Here is a 15022-nt window from a genome sequence, read left to right as displayed (position 1 = left end):
GAGAGACCGCTCGTCAGCCTCCTCTCGTTCCGTCTCCCCGTTCCGCGAAGGCCTGGAGCAGCGACCCGAACGCCTCCGGCGGCGGAAACTGCGGAAAGCTCTCCGGCGCGCCGGTTTCGGCGAAGGGCAGTTTTTCGTCCGTCCAGCTTTCGATGAACGGCGCGATGTCGCTGGTGTCGTCGAGCATCGGCGAGCGCAGATTGACGAAACCGGCGATCCGCCGCGGCCTGGAGAACACCCAGGTGAGGCAGGACGGACAGAAGAAGTGCTGGACCTCCTCGGCCTTCAGGCCGCCGAGCACCGGCTCGCCGGACGTCACCCTGAAGCCGTCCTCCGGCAGCATCATCGTCAGCGAATAGGCGCTGGAGGTCATTTTCTGGCAGCCGCGGCAATGGCAGGCGGCCGTGATCGCCGGCGCCGTCGTCACCTCGAAGCCCAGCGCGCCGCAGCGGCAGCTGCCGTTGCGGGGAAGTTTCCAGTCTCGTGCCATCGTTCCCTCTCAAGTCGGTCCGGGCGCTCGGAGCGAATCTCCCGCCCGATCCGCCCGGATTTTCCGGCCCGACGCCGCAAGGCGGCGGGGGCGGTTCGTCGGTCGGCGATTCAGCGTCCGGTCATCGCCAGCTGCTCGGGGCGATAGCGGGCACCGGCGACATTGGCGAGCTTCTCGCCGATCTCGGCCTGTTCCGCTTCCGTCAGGGTGACGTCGGCGGCCGCGGCGTTCTCCTCGAGGTGTTTGATCTTGCGGGCGCCGGGGATCGGCACGACGAAGTCCTTGCGCGACAGGAGCCAGGCGAGCGCCAACTGCGCCGCCGTCACGCCCTTCGCCTCGGCCAGCGACTTCAGCGTCTCCACCAGGGCGGCATTGGCGGCCAACGCCTCCCCCTGAAACCGCGGCAGGTTCCTGCGGAAATCGCCCTCGGAGAGCTGATCGGGGCTGGAGAATCCGCCCGTCAGCTGGCCGCGGCCGAGCGGCGAATAGGGCACGAGGGTGATGCCGAGCTCCTCGCAGAGCGGGATGATCTCCGTCTCGGGGTCGCGGGTGAACAGCGAATATTCGTTCTGCAGCGCCGCGATCGGATGGACCTTGTGGGCCCGCCGGATCGTCTCCGGTCCCGCTTCGGAAAGGCCGAGGGCCCGCACCTTGCCCGCCGCGACGAGCTCGACCATTGCCCCGACCGTGTCCTCGATCGGTACGTCGGGATCGACCCGGTGCTGGTAGAACAGGTCGATCGTCTCGATGCCGAGCCGCTTCAGCGATTCCTCGCACACCGCCTTGACGTGTTCGGGACGGGAGTCGGTGCCCCCCATGGGATTGGCGCCGCGCTCGGGCGAGATCCTGAAGCCGAACTTCGTCGCCACGACCACCTCGTCGCGCCGGCCCTTCAGCGCCTTGCCGACCAGCTCCTCGTTGGTGAAGGGCCCGTAGACCTCGGCGGTATCCCAGAAGGTGACGCCGATCTCGACGGCCCGGTGCAGGGTCTTGATCGACTCCGCCTCGTCCTGGCCGCCATAGGCGTGGCTCATGCCCATGCAGCCGAGGCCGATTGCCGAGACGGTGAGGTCGGAGCCGAGCTTTCGCTGATGCATCTTGGTTCTCCTCGCATTTCGACGGGAGAAATACGTCAGCCGAAGGGTTCGGCCAGTGCGGCAGCCGGGGAGCGACGTCGCGGCGCAGCAATTTCACCGCCGCAGATATGCGGGAGATCGGGGCTCTCGTTCATTCTGCGTCGACGTGGAGGCGAACAGCGTGGACGCCGTCGGAGGAAGAGCACCCGTCGCCGTCGGTTCGCCCGACGCTCAGAAATCCAGTTCGGCGTAGTTCAGCGAGGGCGGCAGGCCGCGGACCCGCTCGGTCAGGAGTATGCGAAAGGCGGGGCGGGATTTCATCCGCATGTACCAGTCCTTCGCCTGGGGCTCGGAATCCCACGGCACTTCGCCGATATAGTCGAGCGTCGAGAGTGCCGCCGCCGCCGCCATGTCCGCATAGGTCAGCTTCGGCCCGGCGAGCCAGTCCCGCGCCTCGACCAGCCAGCCGAGATAGCGCAGGTGATGCTTGAGATTGGTGCGGGCCGCGCGGATCGCCGAGGCGTCCGGCGCGCCGCCGCCGTCCTCCGGCCGCATCTCCAGCTTGAACACCCGCTCGCGGATGAGATAGCGAGTGACCTCGCTCTCCATCTTCTTCAGAAACCATTCGGTGAGACGCCGCGCTTCGGCACGCTCCAGCGGCTTTTCCGACATCAGCCGCTTGTCGCGCTGAAAGGCGCCTCGGGTCTCGTCGAGATATTCGCCGACGACGATGCCGCCGACGATCGGCGGGCCGTTGTCCTCGATCAGCACCGGCAGGGTCGCCGCCGGATTGAGCATCAGAAAGTCGCGGCGCCGTTCCCAGGGCCGCTCCTCCACCAGTTCGCAGCGCTCGCCGTACTCGGCAAGGACCAGCCGAACGAAGCGGGAGGCGGCGGACATCGGATGGTGGTGCAGTTTCAACATTTCGCCTGGGATCGGATTCTGGGCTGCTGAGGGATGAGCATCGGACACATGATGGTGTCCGCGCCGTAACCCGCAAGAGTCGCAGCCGGGGCCTTGGCGCAAACATCGCACAAAATCGTCAACAGATTGGAAAGGCCGGGGTTTTGAAAAATGCGCGGCAGCGGACGCTCCCTGGGTGGCTGGCTGTCGAATGCGCGGTGCGAAGGCTTGGTTCCCCCTCGGGCCGCCGGCAGGTCAGCCCGGCGCCAGACTCGAGGCTCAAAGAGCGAGCGTTTGAGCGGGCAGGCTCTTTGCGGCGCGCCGCAATTCGGCCAGACGCATGGTGCCGAACGGCGCCGGATCGAGAGCCGGCCGGCCGGGCGCCCCTGCCGCCGGATGGCGGGTGTTTGCCGGGTGGACGCCGAAGGCGTCCTCGGCCGTTGATGTGAGGGAGATCGGACTTGGATCTTGGAGCCTATGTCGACGCGGCGATCCTCGGCATCGTCGAGGGCCTGACCGAGTTCATCCCGGTCTCGTCCACCGGGCACATCCTTCTGCTCGGCCATTTCCTCGGCTTCCATTCGACCGCGCGCACCTTCGAGATCGTCATCCAGCTGGGGGCGATCCTCGCCATCCTGCTCGTCTATTTCGCCAAGCTCTGGCAGCTCTTCGTCACGCTGCCGACCAGCCCTCGCAGCCGGCATTTCGTCATCGGCATCCTGATCGCCTTCCTGCCGGCGGCCGTCGTCGGCGTCATCGCCCACGACTTCATCAAGCGCGTCTTGTTCGAGACGCCGATGGTGATCTGCATCGCCCTCGTCGTCGGCGGAATCCTGCTGCTCGTCATCGACAAGCTGCCGCGCCGCGTGCGCTACGACGACGTGATGGACTATCCGCTGTCGCTGTGCCTGGCCATCGGCGTCTTCCAGTGCCTCGCCATGATCCCCGGCACGTCGCGCTCGGGCGCCACCATCGCCGGGTCCCTCTTGATGGGCACCGACAAGCGCTCGGCCGCCGAGTTCTCCTTCTTCCTTGCGATGCCGACCATGGCCGGCGCCGTCGCCTACGACGTCTTCAAGAACCGGGACGTCCTGTCGATGGACGACGCCGGCCTGATCGCGCTCGGCTTCGTCCTCGCCTTCGTCTCGGCACTGTTCGTCGTCCGCTCGCTGCTCGACTTCGTCTCCCGCCACGGTTTTGCGCCCTTCGCCTGGTGGCGCATCGCCGTGGGGACGCTCGGCATGGTGCTGCTCCTCACCGTCGCGCCGGCGGCCGATGCGGGAAAGCCCGCCCCGGTCCAGCTGGACGGCTCGCTCAGCGTCGAGGACGTGATCGGGGCGGAGGGCGGCGTGCCCGCCGACCATGCGGCGACCGGCAAGAGCGACCGCGTCACCAGAGCCCAGTGATCCCGCGGCGGATCAGATCGGCCGCGAGAACCGTGAGAATGACCGTCAGGACGAGGCGGAAGATCCGCTCGTCGAGGCGCTTCAGGAGATGTGTTCCCGCCAGCGTGCCGGCAAAGCCCGAGGCGGCGAGGAGACCGATCAGCCCGGCATAGCGCGACAGGGCGACGCCGAGCGCGAAGAAGGCGACGACCTTCAGGGCATGCTGGATGGCGGTGATCGCGGCGAGCGTCGCGACGAGCGACCGCCGGTCCGCGAAGATCTTGGAAAACATCGCGACGTTGATCGGCCCGGTGGCGCCGACGAACATCGACAGGAACGTCGTCGCAAGGCCCGTCAGGGCAAGACCGAACGGGCCGATCGCCGCGAGTTTCGGCAGCCTGGCGAAGGTGACGATCAGGAGGAAGGCGCCGAGCGTCAGATCGAGCACCGCCTCGGGCAGTGCGACGACGAAACGGGCGCCGATCGCGGCGCCGATGGCCGCCCCGACGAAGAACGGCCCGATCACCCACCACCGGACGGCTCGGCGCTGGACCAACACACGGCCGAAATTCGAGGCGAACTGGACGACGCCGTGAACCGGGACGAGCACCTGGACCGGCAGGAACAGGCTCAGGATCGCAAGCAGCGTCACGCCGCCGCCGAGCGCGAAGGCGGCCGTCAGGGCCGAGGTGAAGAAGCTGACGACGACGAGAAAGGTGGCGCCGGCGGGCGACAGCCCGTCGGGAAGCAGCGCCGCCGTCATCGCCCGCTCATGGTCCGATCACGCCCGGACCCGGACCCGGTCAGGCAAGGCCGTCCTGGTTCTCGGGATCGAGACCGCCGGCCTGGGGCTGCGGCTTGGTGAACTGGCCCTGCGGGCGGAAGCGGATGAGATAGGTCGGCAGGATGGCGTCGAGCGAGCGCGGCATCCGCTCGAAGGCGTCGAGCGTCCGGCCTTCGGCCTTGGCCTCCTCGGAGACGACGTTGTCGTGCTTCAGCAGTTCGACCTGGTCCTCGGTGAGCGGCGCCCCCGGCAGGAAGCGCATCAGCCTGGCCATGGTCGAGGCGGCGCCGAAGGGGACGTTGACGAAGCGGCGCTTGCGGCCGACGACCCGCAGCATCTCCTCCATCATCTCCCTGAAGGTCAGCACCTCGGGGCCGCCGAGTTCGTAGATCCGGCCGTTCGCCACCTTGCCCTCGACGCTGTCGGCCACCGCCTCGGCTACGTCGCCGACGAAGACCGGCTGGTAGCGCGTCTTGCCTCCGCCGATCAGCGGCAGGAACGGCGAAAACCGCGACATGCCGGCGAAGCGGTTGAAGAAGTGGTCCTCGGCGCCGAAGACGATGGAGGGGCGAAGGATCGTCGCCTGCGGGATCGCCTCGAATACCGCCGCCTCGCCGGCGGCCTTGGAGCGGGCGTAGCGCGACTTCGACCCGGCATCGGCACCGATCGCCGAGATCTGCGTCATGCCGGCGCCGACGCTGCTGGCGGCTTCCGCCACGGCCCTTGCGCCGGAATTCTGCACCGCGTCGAAGCTCTGCCGGCCGCTCTCGGCCAGAATGCCGACGAGATTGACGACATGGTCGGCATTTTCGACCGCCCGGTCGACCGACCAGCGATAGCGCAGATTGGCCTGGATCGGCAGGATCTGCCCCATGTTGCCGGCGATCTGCAGATGATAGGCGAGATCCGGCCGTCGGCAGGCGACGCGCACCCTGTGCCCGCGCCGGCAGAGCGCCCGCGCGACGTAGCGCCCGAGAAAGCCGGACCCGCCGAACAGAACCACCGTCTGCTTCAAACCGATCGTCATCCAATCCGCTCCTTCATTCTCACGCGGGCAACGATTTCCACTCGCAGGAACGCCCCACGAGGTCGGGGATCCAGATTCGCCCATCGCCCTTGCCCAGCCGGCCCCTGCCGAGTCGGTCGAGGTGAGGCGAACGTCCCGGCCGCCCCGCGCCAGATGGCCCTTCACCGGCTCATAACCTGTTCGCCTTCCAAGGTGAAGGCAGGATTTCGCGGCGGTGTCCTGACGAGAGGGCGATACACGCGAAAGGAATGTTTTGCCGGAATGAAACCGGTCCGGTCGTCTCGGCGCGTCTCAAAGCCGAGAAAGCTCATCTTGTCCCTCGACCCTTTGCTCCCTTTGGAGTTTCTCGTTCAGGGAACGCCGACGAGCCTCCAGGGGTCGGCGCGATCGCGCGATGAGTGGCAGGAACGCGTTCGTGAGGCGGTCCGTGCCGTCATTCCGCCCGATGCCTGGCTTTTGCTTCAACCACTCGCGGTGACCATCTATATTTTTCCGGCAACGGTTCTTCCGGGAGACATCGACAACCGCGTGAAGCACATACTCGATGCGATGACGCGAGTTGTGTATTTGGAGGACAGGCAGATACACCGGATCGTCGTGCAGAAATTCGAACCCGGCGCCATCTTCCTGTTTTCAGCCCTGAGCAGAGATCTTGCCGAGGCGATGAATTCGCGAGAGCCGGTGGTCTATCTGAGGATTACCGACGATCTTCATGAGGAGCTGCGGTGATGTTGGCATTGACCGAGCGGAGTGTTCTCGACGCGATGGAGCCGCGGTGGAAAGCGCGCGGCTACACATTGATCCGGGAACCGGCCGAGTCGCAGGTGCCGGCGTTCTTCGGCGGATTTCGCCCCGATGCGATCGCGGTGGGACGCGATCCCTCGCTGCTGATCGAGGTCCAGCGCCCGGGCAGCGAAGTGACGGACTATAAGCTCGCCAAGCTCCAGGAACTCCTCAAAGGGCGCAACGACTGGCGTCTCGAAGTTCTCTATGCCGCCTCCGAGTCGCCGGTCGTCGAAGCGGTCGCGACCGAGTGGATCGAGAGCACTCTCCTCTCTGCGACCCAGCTTTCGGCGCAAAATCCGCGAGCCGCCTTTCTTCTCGCATGGGCAGCGTTCCAGGCAACCCTGAAACGCAGGTTCCCGACCGAGGCGAGGGGACCGATTTCGGCGTCGTTGCTGGCTCTCCTCGACGCCGGGGAGATTGGCCAGGACGCACACCGTCAGCTGCTGGACCTCTCCCGCAAGCGGAATGCGCTGGCGCATGGTCAGCTCGACGTGCCGATCGACGACGAGGACGTGTCGACGATCGTCGACCTTGCCGGGCGGATCGCGTCAGACAATCCGCCGCTATAGGTTCGAACGCGAGCTACCGGAACGCCCGCGACGGCGAGCCGTCGTGGGCGGCGATCGTCTCGCCCTCTTCGATCTCCAGGAGCTTGACGTCGTAGCCCCAGAGATTGGCGAGGTGGTGGAGGACCTTGGCGGCGTCCTTGCCGTCGAGGGTGATGCCGTCGACGACGTTGTGGTGGAGGATCAGCTTGCGGTCGCCGGCGAGGTCGACGTCGGCGACCTGGATGTCCGGATCCTGCCGCCCGACGTCGAACTGCCTGGAGAGGGACTGGCGCACCGCCTTGTAGCCGCGCTCGTCGTGGATCGACGCGACGACGATCTCCGGGTCCTCCGAATCGTCGACCAGTCGGAAGAGCTTCTGCTTGCGGATGACGGCGGGGCTGAGGAACTGCAGGATGAAGCTTTCGTCGCGATAGTTCGCCCAGGCGTCGCGCAACACGCCGTAGCCGTCGCCGCAGCCGGCGAAATCGGGAAAGAAGGCGCGGTCCTCCGGCGTCGGGTTCAGCGCGATGCGCTCGATGTCCTCCATCATGGCGAAGCCGAGCGCATAGGGGTTGATGCCGGAATAGCGCTGATCGTCGTATTCCGGCTGGAACACGACGCTCGTATGGGAGTGGAGGAATTCTAGGAACGACCCGTCGGTGATCTTCCCGCGTTCGTGCAGCCGCGACATCAGCCGGTAGTGGGTGAAGGTGGCGCAGCCCTCGTTCATCACCTTGGTCTGGCGCTGGGGATAGAAATACTGGGCGATCTGGCGGACGATGCGGATCAGCTCGCGCTGCCAGCCGGCGAGCCGCGGGGCGTTCTTTTCCAGGAAGTAGAGGATGTTCTCCTCGGGCAGTCCGAGCATCTGGCGCCGCCGCTCGTCCTCGCCGTCCCGCTTCTTGCGGCTGGCGGTCTTCGGCAGGGTGCGCCACAGGTCGGAGAAATGCTGCTCGGCGAAGGCCTGGCGTTCCTCCTGCCGGCGCTGCTCGGATCTGAGGTCGAGGGCGTGCTTGCCGGGATAGCGGTGGACGCCGTGGCTCATCAGGGCATGGGCGGCGTCGAGGATCTGCTCGACGTTCTCCTGGCCGTAGCGATCCTCGCAGGAGGCGACGAATTTCTTGGCGAAGGCCAGATAGTCGAGAATGCTGGTCGCGTCGGTCCACTGCTTGAAGCAGTAGTTGTTCTTGAAGAAGTGGTTGTGGCCGAAGGCGGCATGCGCCAGCACCAGGGTCTGCATCGTCGCGGAGTTCTCCTCCATGATGTAGACGATGCAAGGCGAGGAGTTGATGACGATCTCGTAGGCGAGGCCCTGCCAGCCCTTGCGGTAGAGCGTCTCGTTGCGCACGAAGTGCTTGCCGAAGGACCAGTGCTTGTAGAACAGCGGCATGCCGGTGGAGGCATAGGCGTCGAGCATCTGCTCGGAGGTGATCACCTCGATCTGGTTGGGATAGATGTCGAGCTTCAACTCGCTCTCGGCGATCTCCTGGATTGCGCCGTAGACGCGGTCGAGCAGGCCGAAATCCCAGTCCCGGCCGGTGAAGAGGGGCTCGCCCGTCATCGGGGCGGCTGGAGCCGCGATCGGCGTGGTCTTCCGGGCTCTTGCCATCAGCGTGCCTCCGCCGCCTCGTCGCGGCGTTCGAAGAGTTCGCGGAACACGGGATAGATGTCGCGTCGGTCGTTGACCTTGCGCATCGCCATCGGCAGGTTCGGGCGGATGAGCTCCTGATAGGCCCGCCAGAGCGTCGTCTCCTGGCGGGCGAAGACGCCGTCCTCGCGATCGTAGTCGCCGCGGCCGACCTGCAGATAGGCGTAGTACTGGGCCATCGGCAGGATGGTCTCGCGCAGGATCGCCAGCGAGCGGGCGTTGTCCGACGACAGATTGTCGCCGTCGGACGCCTGCGCGGCATAGATGTTCCACTGGTCGGCCGGATAGCGCTCCTTGGCGATCCTCGCCATCTCGATCAGCGCCGAGGAGATCACCGTGCCGCCGGATTCGCGCGAGTGGAAGAAGGTCTCCTCGTCGACCTCCTTGGCCTCGTGGGTGTGGCGGATGAAGACGATCTCGACCTGCTTGTAGCGCCGGGTGAGGAACAGATAGAGCAGCGAGAAGAACCGCTTGGCGAGGTCCTTCATGTGCTCGTCCATCGACGCCGAGACGTCCATCAGGCAGAACATCGCGGCTCTCGCGATCGGCTCGGGCGTCACCTCGATGCGCCGGTATCTGAGATCGACCGGGTCGATGAAGGGGATCACCTTGGCGCGCCGTTCCTGCCGCTCGATCTCGGCCTTGAGGGCGGCGATGCGGGACGCGTCCCCGCCGGCCGTCTCCAGCTCGTCCAGCTCCCGGCGCATCGCCTCGAGCTCGGCCGGGTTCGGCCGCTTCAGCGCGATCCGCCGGGACAGGCTGCGCCGCAGGGTCCGTCCGACCGACAGCGAGGAGGGCGGGCCGGAGGTCTTGAAGCCCGCCGGATGACGCTTCTCGATGGCGTCGCCCATCACCTGGCGCTTGGCGAGATTGGGCAGTTCCAGATCTTCCAGGAACAGGTCGAGGAACTCGTCCCGCGACAGGACGAAGCGGAAATTGTCCTCGCCTTCGCCGTCGGCCGAGCCTTCCGAGCCGGAGCCGCCGCCCTGTTTCGGGCGCTCGATCCGGTCGCCGGAGACGAACTTCTTGTTGCCGGGCAGGACGTAGTCGCGCATCCCGCCGTCGCGCCCGGCATGAAAGCTCGGCTCGTGGACGCCGTCGGCGGGGATCGTGACGGCGCCGCCGCCGTCGATCTCGCGGATCTTGCGGCTGCCGGAAGCCTCGCGCACCGCCTGCTTCACCAGAGCCCTCGCCCGCCGCATGAAACGCTGACGGTTGGCGAGGCTCTTGCCCCCGGGGTCGGGACGACGGTCGATGATGTGCATGGTTTATCCCGTGGAATGCGTGGGGATACGCTCAGCTCGCCTGCCTGACACGCATATACCATTCGACGAGACGCCGCACCTGCCTCGGCGTAAACCCGCGCTCGACCATCCGCTCGACGAACTCGTTGTGTTTCTTCTCGGTCTCCGAATCTTTCTTCGAGCCGAAGGAGATGACCGGCAGGAGATCCTCGACCTGGCTGAACATCCGTTTCTCGACGACGTCGCGGATCTTCTCGTAGCTGGTCCAGGAGGGATTGTGGCCGCGATTGGCCGCCCGCGAGCGCAGCGAGAACTTCACCACCTCGTTGCGGAAGTCCTTCGGATTGGCGATGCCCGCCGGCTTCTCGATCTTGGTCAGCTCCTGGTTCAGAAGATCGCGGTCGAGCAGCTGGCCGGTGTCGGGATCCTTGTAGTCCTGATCCTCGATCCAGGCGTCGGCATAGGAGACGTAGCGGTCGAAGAGGTTCTGGCCGTAGTCGTGATAGCTCTCGAGATAGGCCTTCTGGATCTCGTTGCCGATGAACTCGGCATAGCGCGGCGCGAGTTCCGCCTTGACGAACTCAAGATAGTCGCTCTCGACGTCCTCGGGAAACTGTTCGCGGCGCACCGCCTGTTCGAGCACGTACATCAGATGGACGGGATCGGCCGCCACCTCCTCGGTGTCGTGGTTGAAGGTCGCCGACAGCGCCTTGAAGGCGAAGCGGGTCGAGATGCCGTTCATCCCCTCGTCGACGCCGGCGGCGTCCCGGTATTCCTGCAGGGTGCGGGCCTTGGGATCGACCTCGCGCAGGCTCTCGCCGTTGTAGACGCGCATCTTGGCGTAGAGCGAGGAGTTCTCGTGCGGCTTCAGCCGGGAGAGGACGGCAAAGCGCGCCAGCATCTCCAACGTGTCCGGGGCGCAGGGCGCCTCGGCGAGCTCGGAGCCCTGGACGAGCTTTTCGTAGATCCGCGTCTCCTCGTCGACGCGCAGGCAGTAGGGCACCTTGATCACGTAGATCCGGTCGATGAAGGCCTCGTTGTTCTTGTTGTTCTTGAAGCTCTTCCACTCCGATTCGTTCGAGTGGGCCATGATCATGCCGGTGAAGGGGATCGCGCCGATGTTCTCCGAGCCGACATACGAGCCTTCCTGGGTCGCCGTCAGCAGCGGATGCAGCATCTTGATCGGCGCCTTGAACATCTCGACGAATTCGAGGACGCCCTGATTCGCCCGGTTGAGGCCGCCCGAATAGGAATAGGCGTCCGGGTCGTTCTGGGCGAAGGTCTCGAGCCTGCGGATGTCGACCTTGCCGACGAGCGAGGAGATGTCCTGGTTGTTCTCGTCGCCGGGCTCGGTCTTGGCGACGCCGATCTGCTTCAGCCGCGAGGGCGTCAGCTTGGCGACCTTGAACTTGGAGATGTCGCCGCCGAACTCGTCGAGCCGCTTGACGCACCAGGGGCTCATCAGGCCGGACAACCGTCGGCGCGGGATGCCGTATTCGGTTTCCAGCATCTCGCCCATGGTCTCGGGATCGAACAAAGCGAGCGGGCTCTCGAACACCGGCGAGAGTTCGTCGCCGGCCTTCAGCACGTAGATCGGCTGGTTCTCGATCAGCGCCTTGATCCGCTCCGCCAGCGACGACTTGCCGCCGCCGACCGGTCCGAGCAGATAGAGGATCTGCTTGCGCTCCTCGAGGCCCTGCGCCGCCTGGCGCAGGAAGGCGACGATCCGTTCGACCGTCTCCTCCATGCCGTAGAAGTCCGGAAACGCCTTGTAGGTCCGGATCGTGCGGTTCTGGAAGATCCGGCCCAGCCGGGAATCCATCGACGTATCGACCATCTCCGGTTCGCCGATCGCTGCCAAAAGCCGCTCGTGCGGTCCGGCATACAGGATCGGGTCCGTCCGGCAGTCGTCGAGATATTGCGACAGCGACATCACGGTCTCGCGTCGCTGCTCGTAGCTCCTGGCGTACTGGTCGAACAATGCGCTCATCACCCACCTCCATTCGCCTCGTCGGAAAACACAGGGCTTCCGAAACCCCCCTCGGGGTTAGGCTAGTGTGGGCACAGGATGAGCCGAGCGCAAGTCAAATGATTGAAAAACATCGCTAAATCTCGGCACTGTGAGGAACGGTCGAAACCGTCCGGCCGAGCGCCCTGCGGACGATCCCCGGCGGCCGAATCGTTGGATTCGGGACATTGTGCGATGCGAAAGAGTCTCGCGTATCGCCGGAGACAAATCAAGCTGGCGCTGTACCCCACGCGAAACGTGATGGGCGAAAGCGGCGCTTTCGCGGCGTTTGCCATCCCCTCGGAATGGCTCCGGCCGGGCCGGAAGGACGCGGCTGCGTGGAATGGTCGCGGGAACGGGTGGCGCTACCCGGCGAGCGCGGCGGCCACGAAGGTCGGCACCAGCTTCGTCGCGGGGCCGTGCCGTGCCTCGTCGAAGAGGCTGGTGCCCTCGGAGGGCTCGAGATTGAGCTCCAGGGTCCTTATGCGCGCCGACCGCGCCTCGGCGACGAAGCCGGCGGCAGGGTAGACGGCGCCCGACGTTCCGATCGAGACGAACAGATCGGCATCCATCAGCCGGTCGTAGATCTCGTTAATCCGGTAGGGCATCTCGCCGAACCAGACGACGTCGGGCCGCAGGCTTCCGGCGGTGCCGCAGGCGGCGCAGGCGAGCGCCGTCGAAAGATCGCCGACGGCCTCCGCCTTGGCTCCGCAATGGCCGCAGAGCGAGCGCGACAATTCGCCGTGCATGTGGATCACCGCCGGGGAGCCCGCCCGTTCGTGCAGGTCGTCGATGTTCTGCGTGACGAGGGTCACGTCGCCGGCATAGTCCCGCTGGAGCCGGGCGAGGGCGCGGTGCGCCGCGTTCGGCTCGGCGTCGCGCAGGCTCGCCCGCCGGGCGTTGTAGAAGGCGTGCACCGCCGCCGGATCGCGGAGAAAGCCCTCCGGCGTCGCGACGTCCTCCAGCCTGACCTGCGACCACAGGCCGCCCACGTCGCGAAAGGTGGCGACGCCGGACTCGGCGGAGATGCCCGCACCGGTCAGGACGAAGATCGACGCCGTCATCCCGTCATGCCGCCAAAAGGTCGCCCGAGCCGATCCGCCCGACGCCGAGCCGGGTCATCTCGTCCCATGCCGTTGCGAGCGAGCCGTCGAGATCGATCGCCCGGCAGGCGTCCTCGACGACGGCGACCTCGAAGCCGGCCTTCCGCCCGTCCATCGCCGTCCAGGCGACGCAGAAGTCGGTGGCGAGGCCGCAGACGAACAGCCGACCGATGCCGCGTTCCCGCAGGTAGCCGGCAAGGCCGGTGGGGGTCCGGTGATCGGCCTCCATGAAGGCGGAATAGCTGTCGACTTCAGGGTGGAAGCCCTTGCGCACCACCATCTGGGCCGTCGGCACGGCGAGTTCGGGATGCAGGGCCGCGCCGGCCGAGCCCATGACGCAGTGGTCGGGCCACAGAACCTGAGTGCCATAGCCGAGTTCGATCGTCTCGAACGGCTCTCGGCCATGGGTCGAAGCGAAGGAGGCGTGACCGGGCGTGTGCCAGTCCTGCGTGAGGACGCTGACGGCGAAGGCCGGGGCGAGGCGGTTGACGATCGGCACCACGGCGTCGCCGTCGGGAACGGCGAGCGCGCCACCGGCGCAGAAGTCGTTCTGGACGTCGACGACGATGAGGGCGTCGCCGGGGCCGGGGCGGATCTCGGTCATGGCGGCAGAATGCCAGCAAAACCGCCGCGACGAAAGCGTCGTTCGGGCCGGGCGATGGATGAAAAATCGGCAAAACCGGCCGGCGCGCGCCCCTTCGCGCCGGCCAGGAGAAAGGGAGCCGCGTCGGCCCCCTTCTCGTTCAGTCGGCCATCGCGGCGCGAAGGTCGGGGCTCGCCTCGACGACGACGTGCTCGCCGACCCGCCTGAAGGTCAGAGCTTCGGCGTTCTGGCCGCCGGTCCCGGGGACTTCGACGACCATCGTCTGGCCGTCGGAAAGGGTCGACACGAAGCGGACGGAATCGCCGGTTTCGCCCCCGGCGACCGTCGCGACGAGGCGCAGGCCGTCGTCCTCGACGGTGTAATAGGCCGCTCCCTGGACGTTGCCGAGGTGAATCGCGTGGCCTGCCGCCGGCTTGAGTTCACCGGCCGTGGCGCTGGTCGCAGCAGCGGCGATGATGGCGGCTGCGGTGACGAGTTTCGTCTTCATCGGATGCCTCGTTACTTGGATGGGACGGTGTCGAGGCCAGAGATATCCATTGATGCTGCGGTGCACAATGGCATGGCAGCCATGACATTTCGTACGAACGGCGGATTTCTATTGAATAATCGGCGTCATCGATCGTAACCGGGTCACTCCTTCCCTTGGGGCGTCCCGTGCTGCAGGCACTGGTGCGTTCGATTGTGCAATGCAGTATCAAAGCCGGCGAAATTCCTCGCGGGACGATTGACTTCGAAGGCCGGAGCACCAGCCTTTGCGCGGCGTGGGACGGGTCCGCTGCGAAAGCGGGTTCGCCGGCCTGGGCGCTCGCCCGCCGGACCTCGCCGTGTCGGAGACCGGCGTGGCGCGAACTCGCCGAGGGCCTCGCGGATCCCGACATTCGGTTGGCCGACATTCGCCTGGCCATCGACGAGGTCGGATCCACATATCGGCATCGCACCGCCGGCAGAGGCAGGCGAGGATACGGAAGAGTTCCGGTTCGTGGGACGCAACACTGTTGGGAGCGCGGAGGCGATGGGCACGCTGCTTGAGGATGGGTCGAGACGAATGCTGAAACGGCGCCGCCGGCTCGTCGCGTCGACCCTGGCGGTCGTGGTCGCGGCCTCGGCCGCGTCGGCCCAGACGGCGCCGGCTGCGGCGGACGATCCGGTCGCCGCCGACGAACAGTCGATGCTGGTGGAGGTCTCGCTCGGCGACTGGGGCGTCAAGACCTCGCTCGCCTCGAAGCTGTCGCGCAAGATTTCCGACATCCCGCTGACCGTGACGGTGTCGCCGGACATCGCCCACGAGGTCTGTCCGATCGATCGCGGTGACCTCGACCAGCAGGCGGTCGTCAGTCCGCGCCGAACCTGCGCCGCCAAGAAGACGACCGAGGCGCTGGAATCGGCCGTGCGCGACGTGGTCCCCGCGCAATAGCC

The 15022-nt window shown here is 66.4% G+C and carries 15 protein-coding genes; 4 read left to right on the top strand and 11 right to left on the bottom strand.

The features are described from left to right. Positions 1–13 precede the first annotated feature (13 nt). The 3 genes from LZD57_RS17770 to LZD57_RS17760 all read right to left on the bottom strand — a co-directional run bounded on the left by LZD57_RS17770 (position 14) and on the right by LZD57_RS17760 (position 2490). The gene (locus LZD57_RS17770; protein WP_233720823.1) at positions 14–490 is read right to left on the bottom strand and encodes a GFA family protein; all 477 of its coding nucleotides are present in this window, start codon (positions 488–490) and stop codon (positions 14–16) included. Between the two features lie 110 nt (positions 491–600). Beyond that, positions 601–1587: an aldo/keto reductase gene (locus tag LZD57_RS17765; protein WP_233720822.1), complete on the bottom strand. Its 987-nt coding sequence runs from the start codon at positions 1585–1587 to the stop codon at positions 601–603. Positions 1588–1797: 210 nt separating this feature from the next. Beyond that, positions 1798–2490 carry a glutathione S-transferase family protein gene (locus LZD57_RS17760; RefSeq protein WP_233720821.1) on the bottom strand — a complete coding sequence of 231 codons (693 nt, stop codon included), beginning with the start codon at positions 2488–2490 and terminating at the stop codon, positions 1798–1800. A gap of 440 nt (positions 2491–2930) precedes the next feature. Here LZD57_RS17760 and LZD57_RS17755 point away from each other — a divergent pair, with 440 nt between their 5' ends. Next, complete coding sequence (locus tag LZD57_RS17755) at positions 2931–3875, top strand: undecaprenyl-diphosphate phosphatase (protein WP_233720820.1); 945 nt, start codon at positions 2931–2933, stop codon at positions 3873–3875. Here LZD57_RS17755 and LZD57_RS17750 read toward each other — a convergent pair. Both LZD57_RS17750 and LZD57_RS17745 read right to left on the bottom strand, forming a co-directional pair. Beyond that, entirely contained in the window at positions 3859–4617 is a 759-nt protein-coding gene (locus LZD57_RS17750) for a sulfite exporter TauE/SafE family protein (RefSeq protein ID WP_233720819.1), read from the bottom strand. The two genes, LZD57_RS17755 and LZD57_RS17750, sit on opposite strands and share 17 nt — an antisense overlap. 40 nt (positions 4618–4657) lie before the next feature. Then, positions 4658–5665 carry a complex I NDUFA9 subunit family protein gene (locus tag LZD57_RS17745; protein WP_233720818.1) on the bottom strand — a complete coding sequence of 336 codons (1008 nt, stop codon included), beginning with the start codon at positions 5663–5665 and terminating at the stop codon, positions 4658–4660. A 312-nt stretch (positions 5666–5977) separates the two neighbouring features. On the opposite strand from LZD57_RS17745, the gene LZD57_RS17740 reads away from it, so the two are divergent. Together LZD57_RS17740 and LZD57_RS17735 are read left to right on the top strand one after the other, a co-directional pair. After that, positions 5978–6394 (top strand): RusA family crossover junction endodeoxyribonuclease, encoded by a 417-nt coding sequence (locus LZD57_RS17740; protein WP_233720817.1) that lies wholly within the window; start codon positions 5978–5980, stop codon positions 6392–6394. A gap of 2 nt (positions 6395–6396) precedes the next feature. Beyond that, complete coding sequence (locus tag LZD57_RS17735) at positions 6397–7020, top strand: hypothetical protein (RefSeq protein ID WP_233720816.1); 624 nt, start codon at positions 6397–6399, stop codon at positions 7018–7020. 13 nt (positions 7021–7033) lie between these two features. On the opposite strand, the gene LZD57_RS17730 is transcribed toward LZD57_RS17735, so the two are convergent. From LZD57_RS17730 to LZD57_RS17705, 6 genes are all read right to left on the bottom strand, one after another. Further along, on the bottom strand, positions 7034–8560 hold the full coding sequence (locus LZD57_RS17730) for a SpoVR family protein (protein WP_233720842.1): 1527 nt from the start codon (positions 8558–8560) through the stop codon (positions 7034–7036). 47 nt (positions 8561–8607) lie between these two features. Continuing rightward, positions 8608–9912: a YeaH/YhbH family protein gene (locus LZD57_RS17725; protein ID WP_233720815.1), complete on the bottom strand. Its 1305-nt coding sequence runs from the start codon at positions 9910–9912 to the stop codon at positions 8608–8610. A gap of 31 nt (positions 9913–9943) precedes the next feature. Beyond that, positions 9944–11881, bottom strand: coding sequence for a PrkA family serine protein kinase (locus tag LZD57_RS17720; protein ID WP_233720814.1), 1938 nt, complete (start codon positions 11879–11881; stop codon positions 9944–9946). A 383-nt stretch (positions 11882–12264) separates the two neighbouring features. Beyond that, on the bottom strand, positions 12265–12963 hold the full coding sequence (locus tag LZD57_RS17715; protein WP_233720813.1) for an NAD-dependent deacylase: 699 nt from the start codon (positions 12961–12963) through the stop codon (positions 12265–12267). A gap of 4 nt (positions 12964–12967) precedes the next feature. Beyond that, complete coding sequence (gene pncA, locus LZD57_RS17710) at positions 12968–13606, bottom strand: bifunctional nicotinamidase/pyrazinamidase (protein ID WP_233720812.1); 639 nt, start codon at positions 13604–13606, stop codon at positions 12968–12970. A gap of 139 nt (positions 13607–13745) precedes the next feature. Continuing rightward, positions 13746–14093 (bottom strand): hypothetical protein, encoded by a 348-nt coding sequence (locus LZD57_RS17705; RefSeq protein ID WP_233720811.1) that lies wholly within the window; start codon positions 14091–14093, stop codon positions 13746–13748. A gap of 558 nt (positions 14094–14651) precedes the next feature. On the opposite strand from LZD57_RS17705, the gene LZD57_RS17700 reads away from it, so the two are divergent. Next, positions 14652–15020 carry a hypothetical protein gene (locus tag LZD57_RS17700; protein ID WP_233720810.1) on the top strand — a complete coding sequence of 123 codons (369 nt, stop codon included), beginning with the start codon at positions 14652–14654 and terminating at the stop codon, positions 15018–15020. Positions 15021–15022 lie beyond the last annotated feature (2 nt).

Source organism: Jiella avicenniae (assembly GCF_021390325.1).
GTDB lineage: Bacteria > Pseudomonadota > Alphaproteobacteria > Rhizobiales > Rhizobiaceae > Jiella > Jiella avicenniae.
The sequence above is the reverse complement of the archived record's forward strand: the minus strand, read 5'-3'. Positions and strand labels throughout refer to the sequence as shown.

What these genes read in the sequence shown, in the direction of transcription:
- LZD57_RS17770 (WP_233720823.1), bottom strand. Translation starts at nt 490, where the DNA reads ATGGCACGAGACTGGAAACTTCCCCGCAACGGCAGCTGCCGCTGCGGC.
- LZD57_RS17765 (WP_233720822.1), bottom strand. Translation starts at nt 1,587, where the DNA reads ATGCATCAGCGAAAGCTCGGCTCCGACCTCACCGTCTCGGCAATCGGC.
- LZD57_RS17760 (WP_233720821.1), bottom strand. Translation starts at nt 2,490, where the DNA reads ATGTTGAAACTGCACCACCATCCGATGTCCGCCGCCTCCCGCTTCGTT.
- LZD57_RS17750 (WP_233720819.1), bottom strand. Translation starts at nt 4,617, where the DNA reads ATGACGGCGGCGCTGCTTCCCGACGGGCTGTCGCCCGCCGGCGCCACC.
- LZD57_RS17745 (WP_233720818.1), bottom strand. Translation starts at nt 5,665, where the DNA reads ATGACGATCGGTTTGAAGCAGACGGTGGTTCTGTTCGGCGGGTCCGGC.
- LZD57_RS17730 (WP_233720842.1), bottom strand. Translation starts at nt 8,560, where the DNA reads ATGACGGGCGAGCCCCTCTTCACCGGCCGGGACTGGGATTTCGGCCTG.
- LZD57_RS17725 (WP_233720815.1), bottom strand. Translation starts at nt 9,912, where the DNA reads ATGCACATCATCGACCGTCGTCCCGACCCCGGGGGCAAGAGCCTCGCC.
- LZD57_RS17720 (WP_233720814.1), bottom strand. Translation starts at nt 11,881, where the DNA reads ATGAGCGCATTGTTCGACCAGTACGCCAGGAGCTACGAGCAGCGACGC.
- LZD57_RS17715 (WP_233720813.1), bottom strand. Translation starts at nt 12,963, where the DNA reads ATGACGGCGTCGATCTTCGTCCTGACCGGTGCGGGCATCTCCGCCGAG.
- pncA (WP_233720812.1), bottom strand. Translation starts at nt 13,606, where the DNA reads ATGACCGAGATCCGCCCCGGCCCCGGCGACGCCCTCATCGTCGTCGAC.
- LZD57_RS17705 (WP_233720811.1), bottom strand. Translation starts at nt 14,093, where the DNA reads ATGAAGACGAAACTCGTCACCGCAGCCGCCATCATCGCCGCTGCTGCG.
- LZD57_RS17700 (WP_233720810.1), top strand. Translation starts at nt 14,652, where the DNA reads ATGCTGAAACGGCGCCGCCGGCTCGTCGCGTCGACCCTGGCGGTCGTG.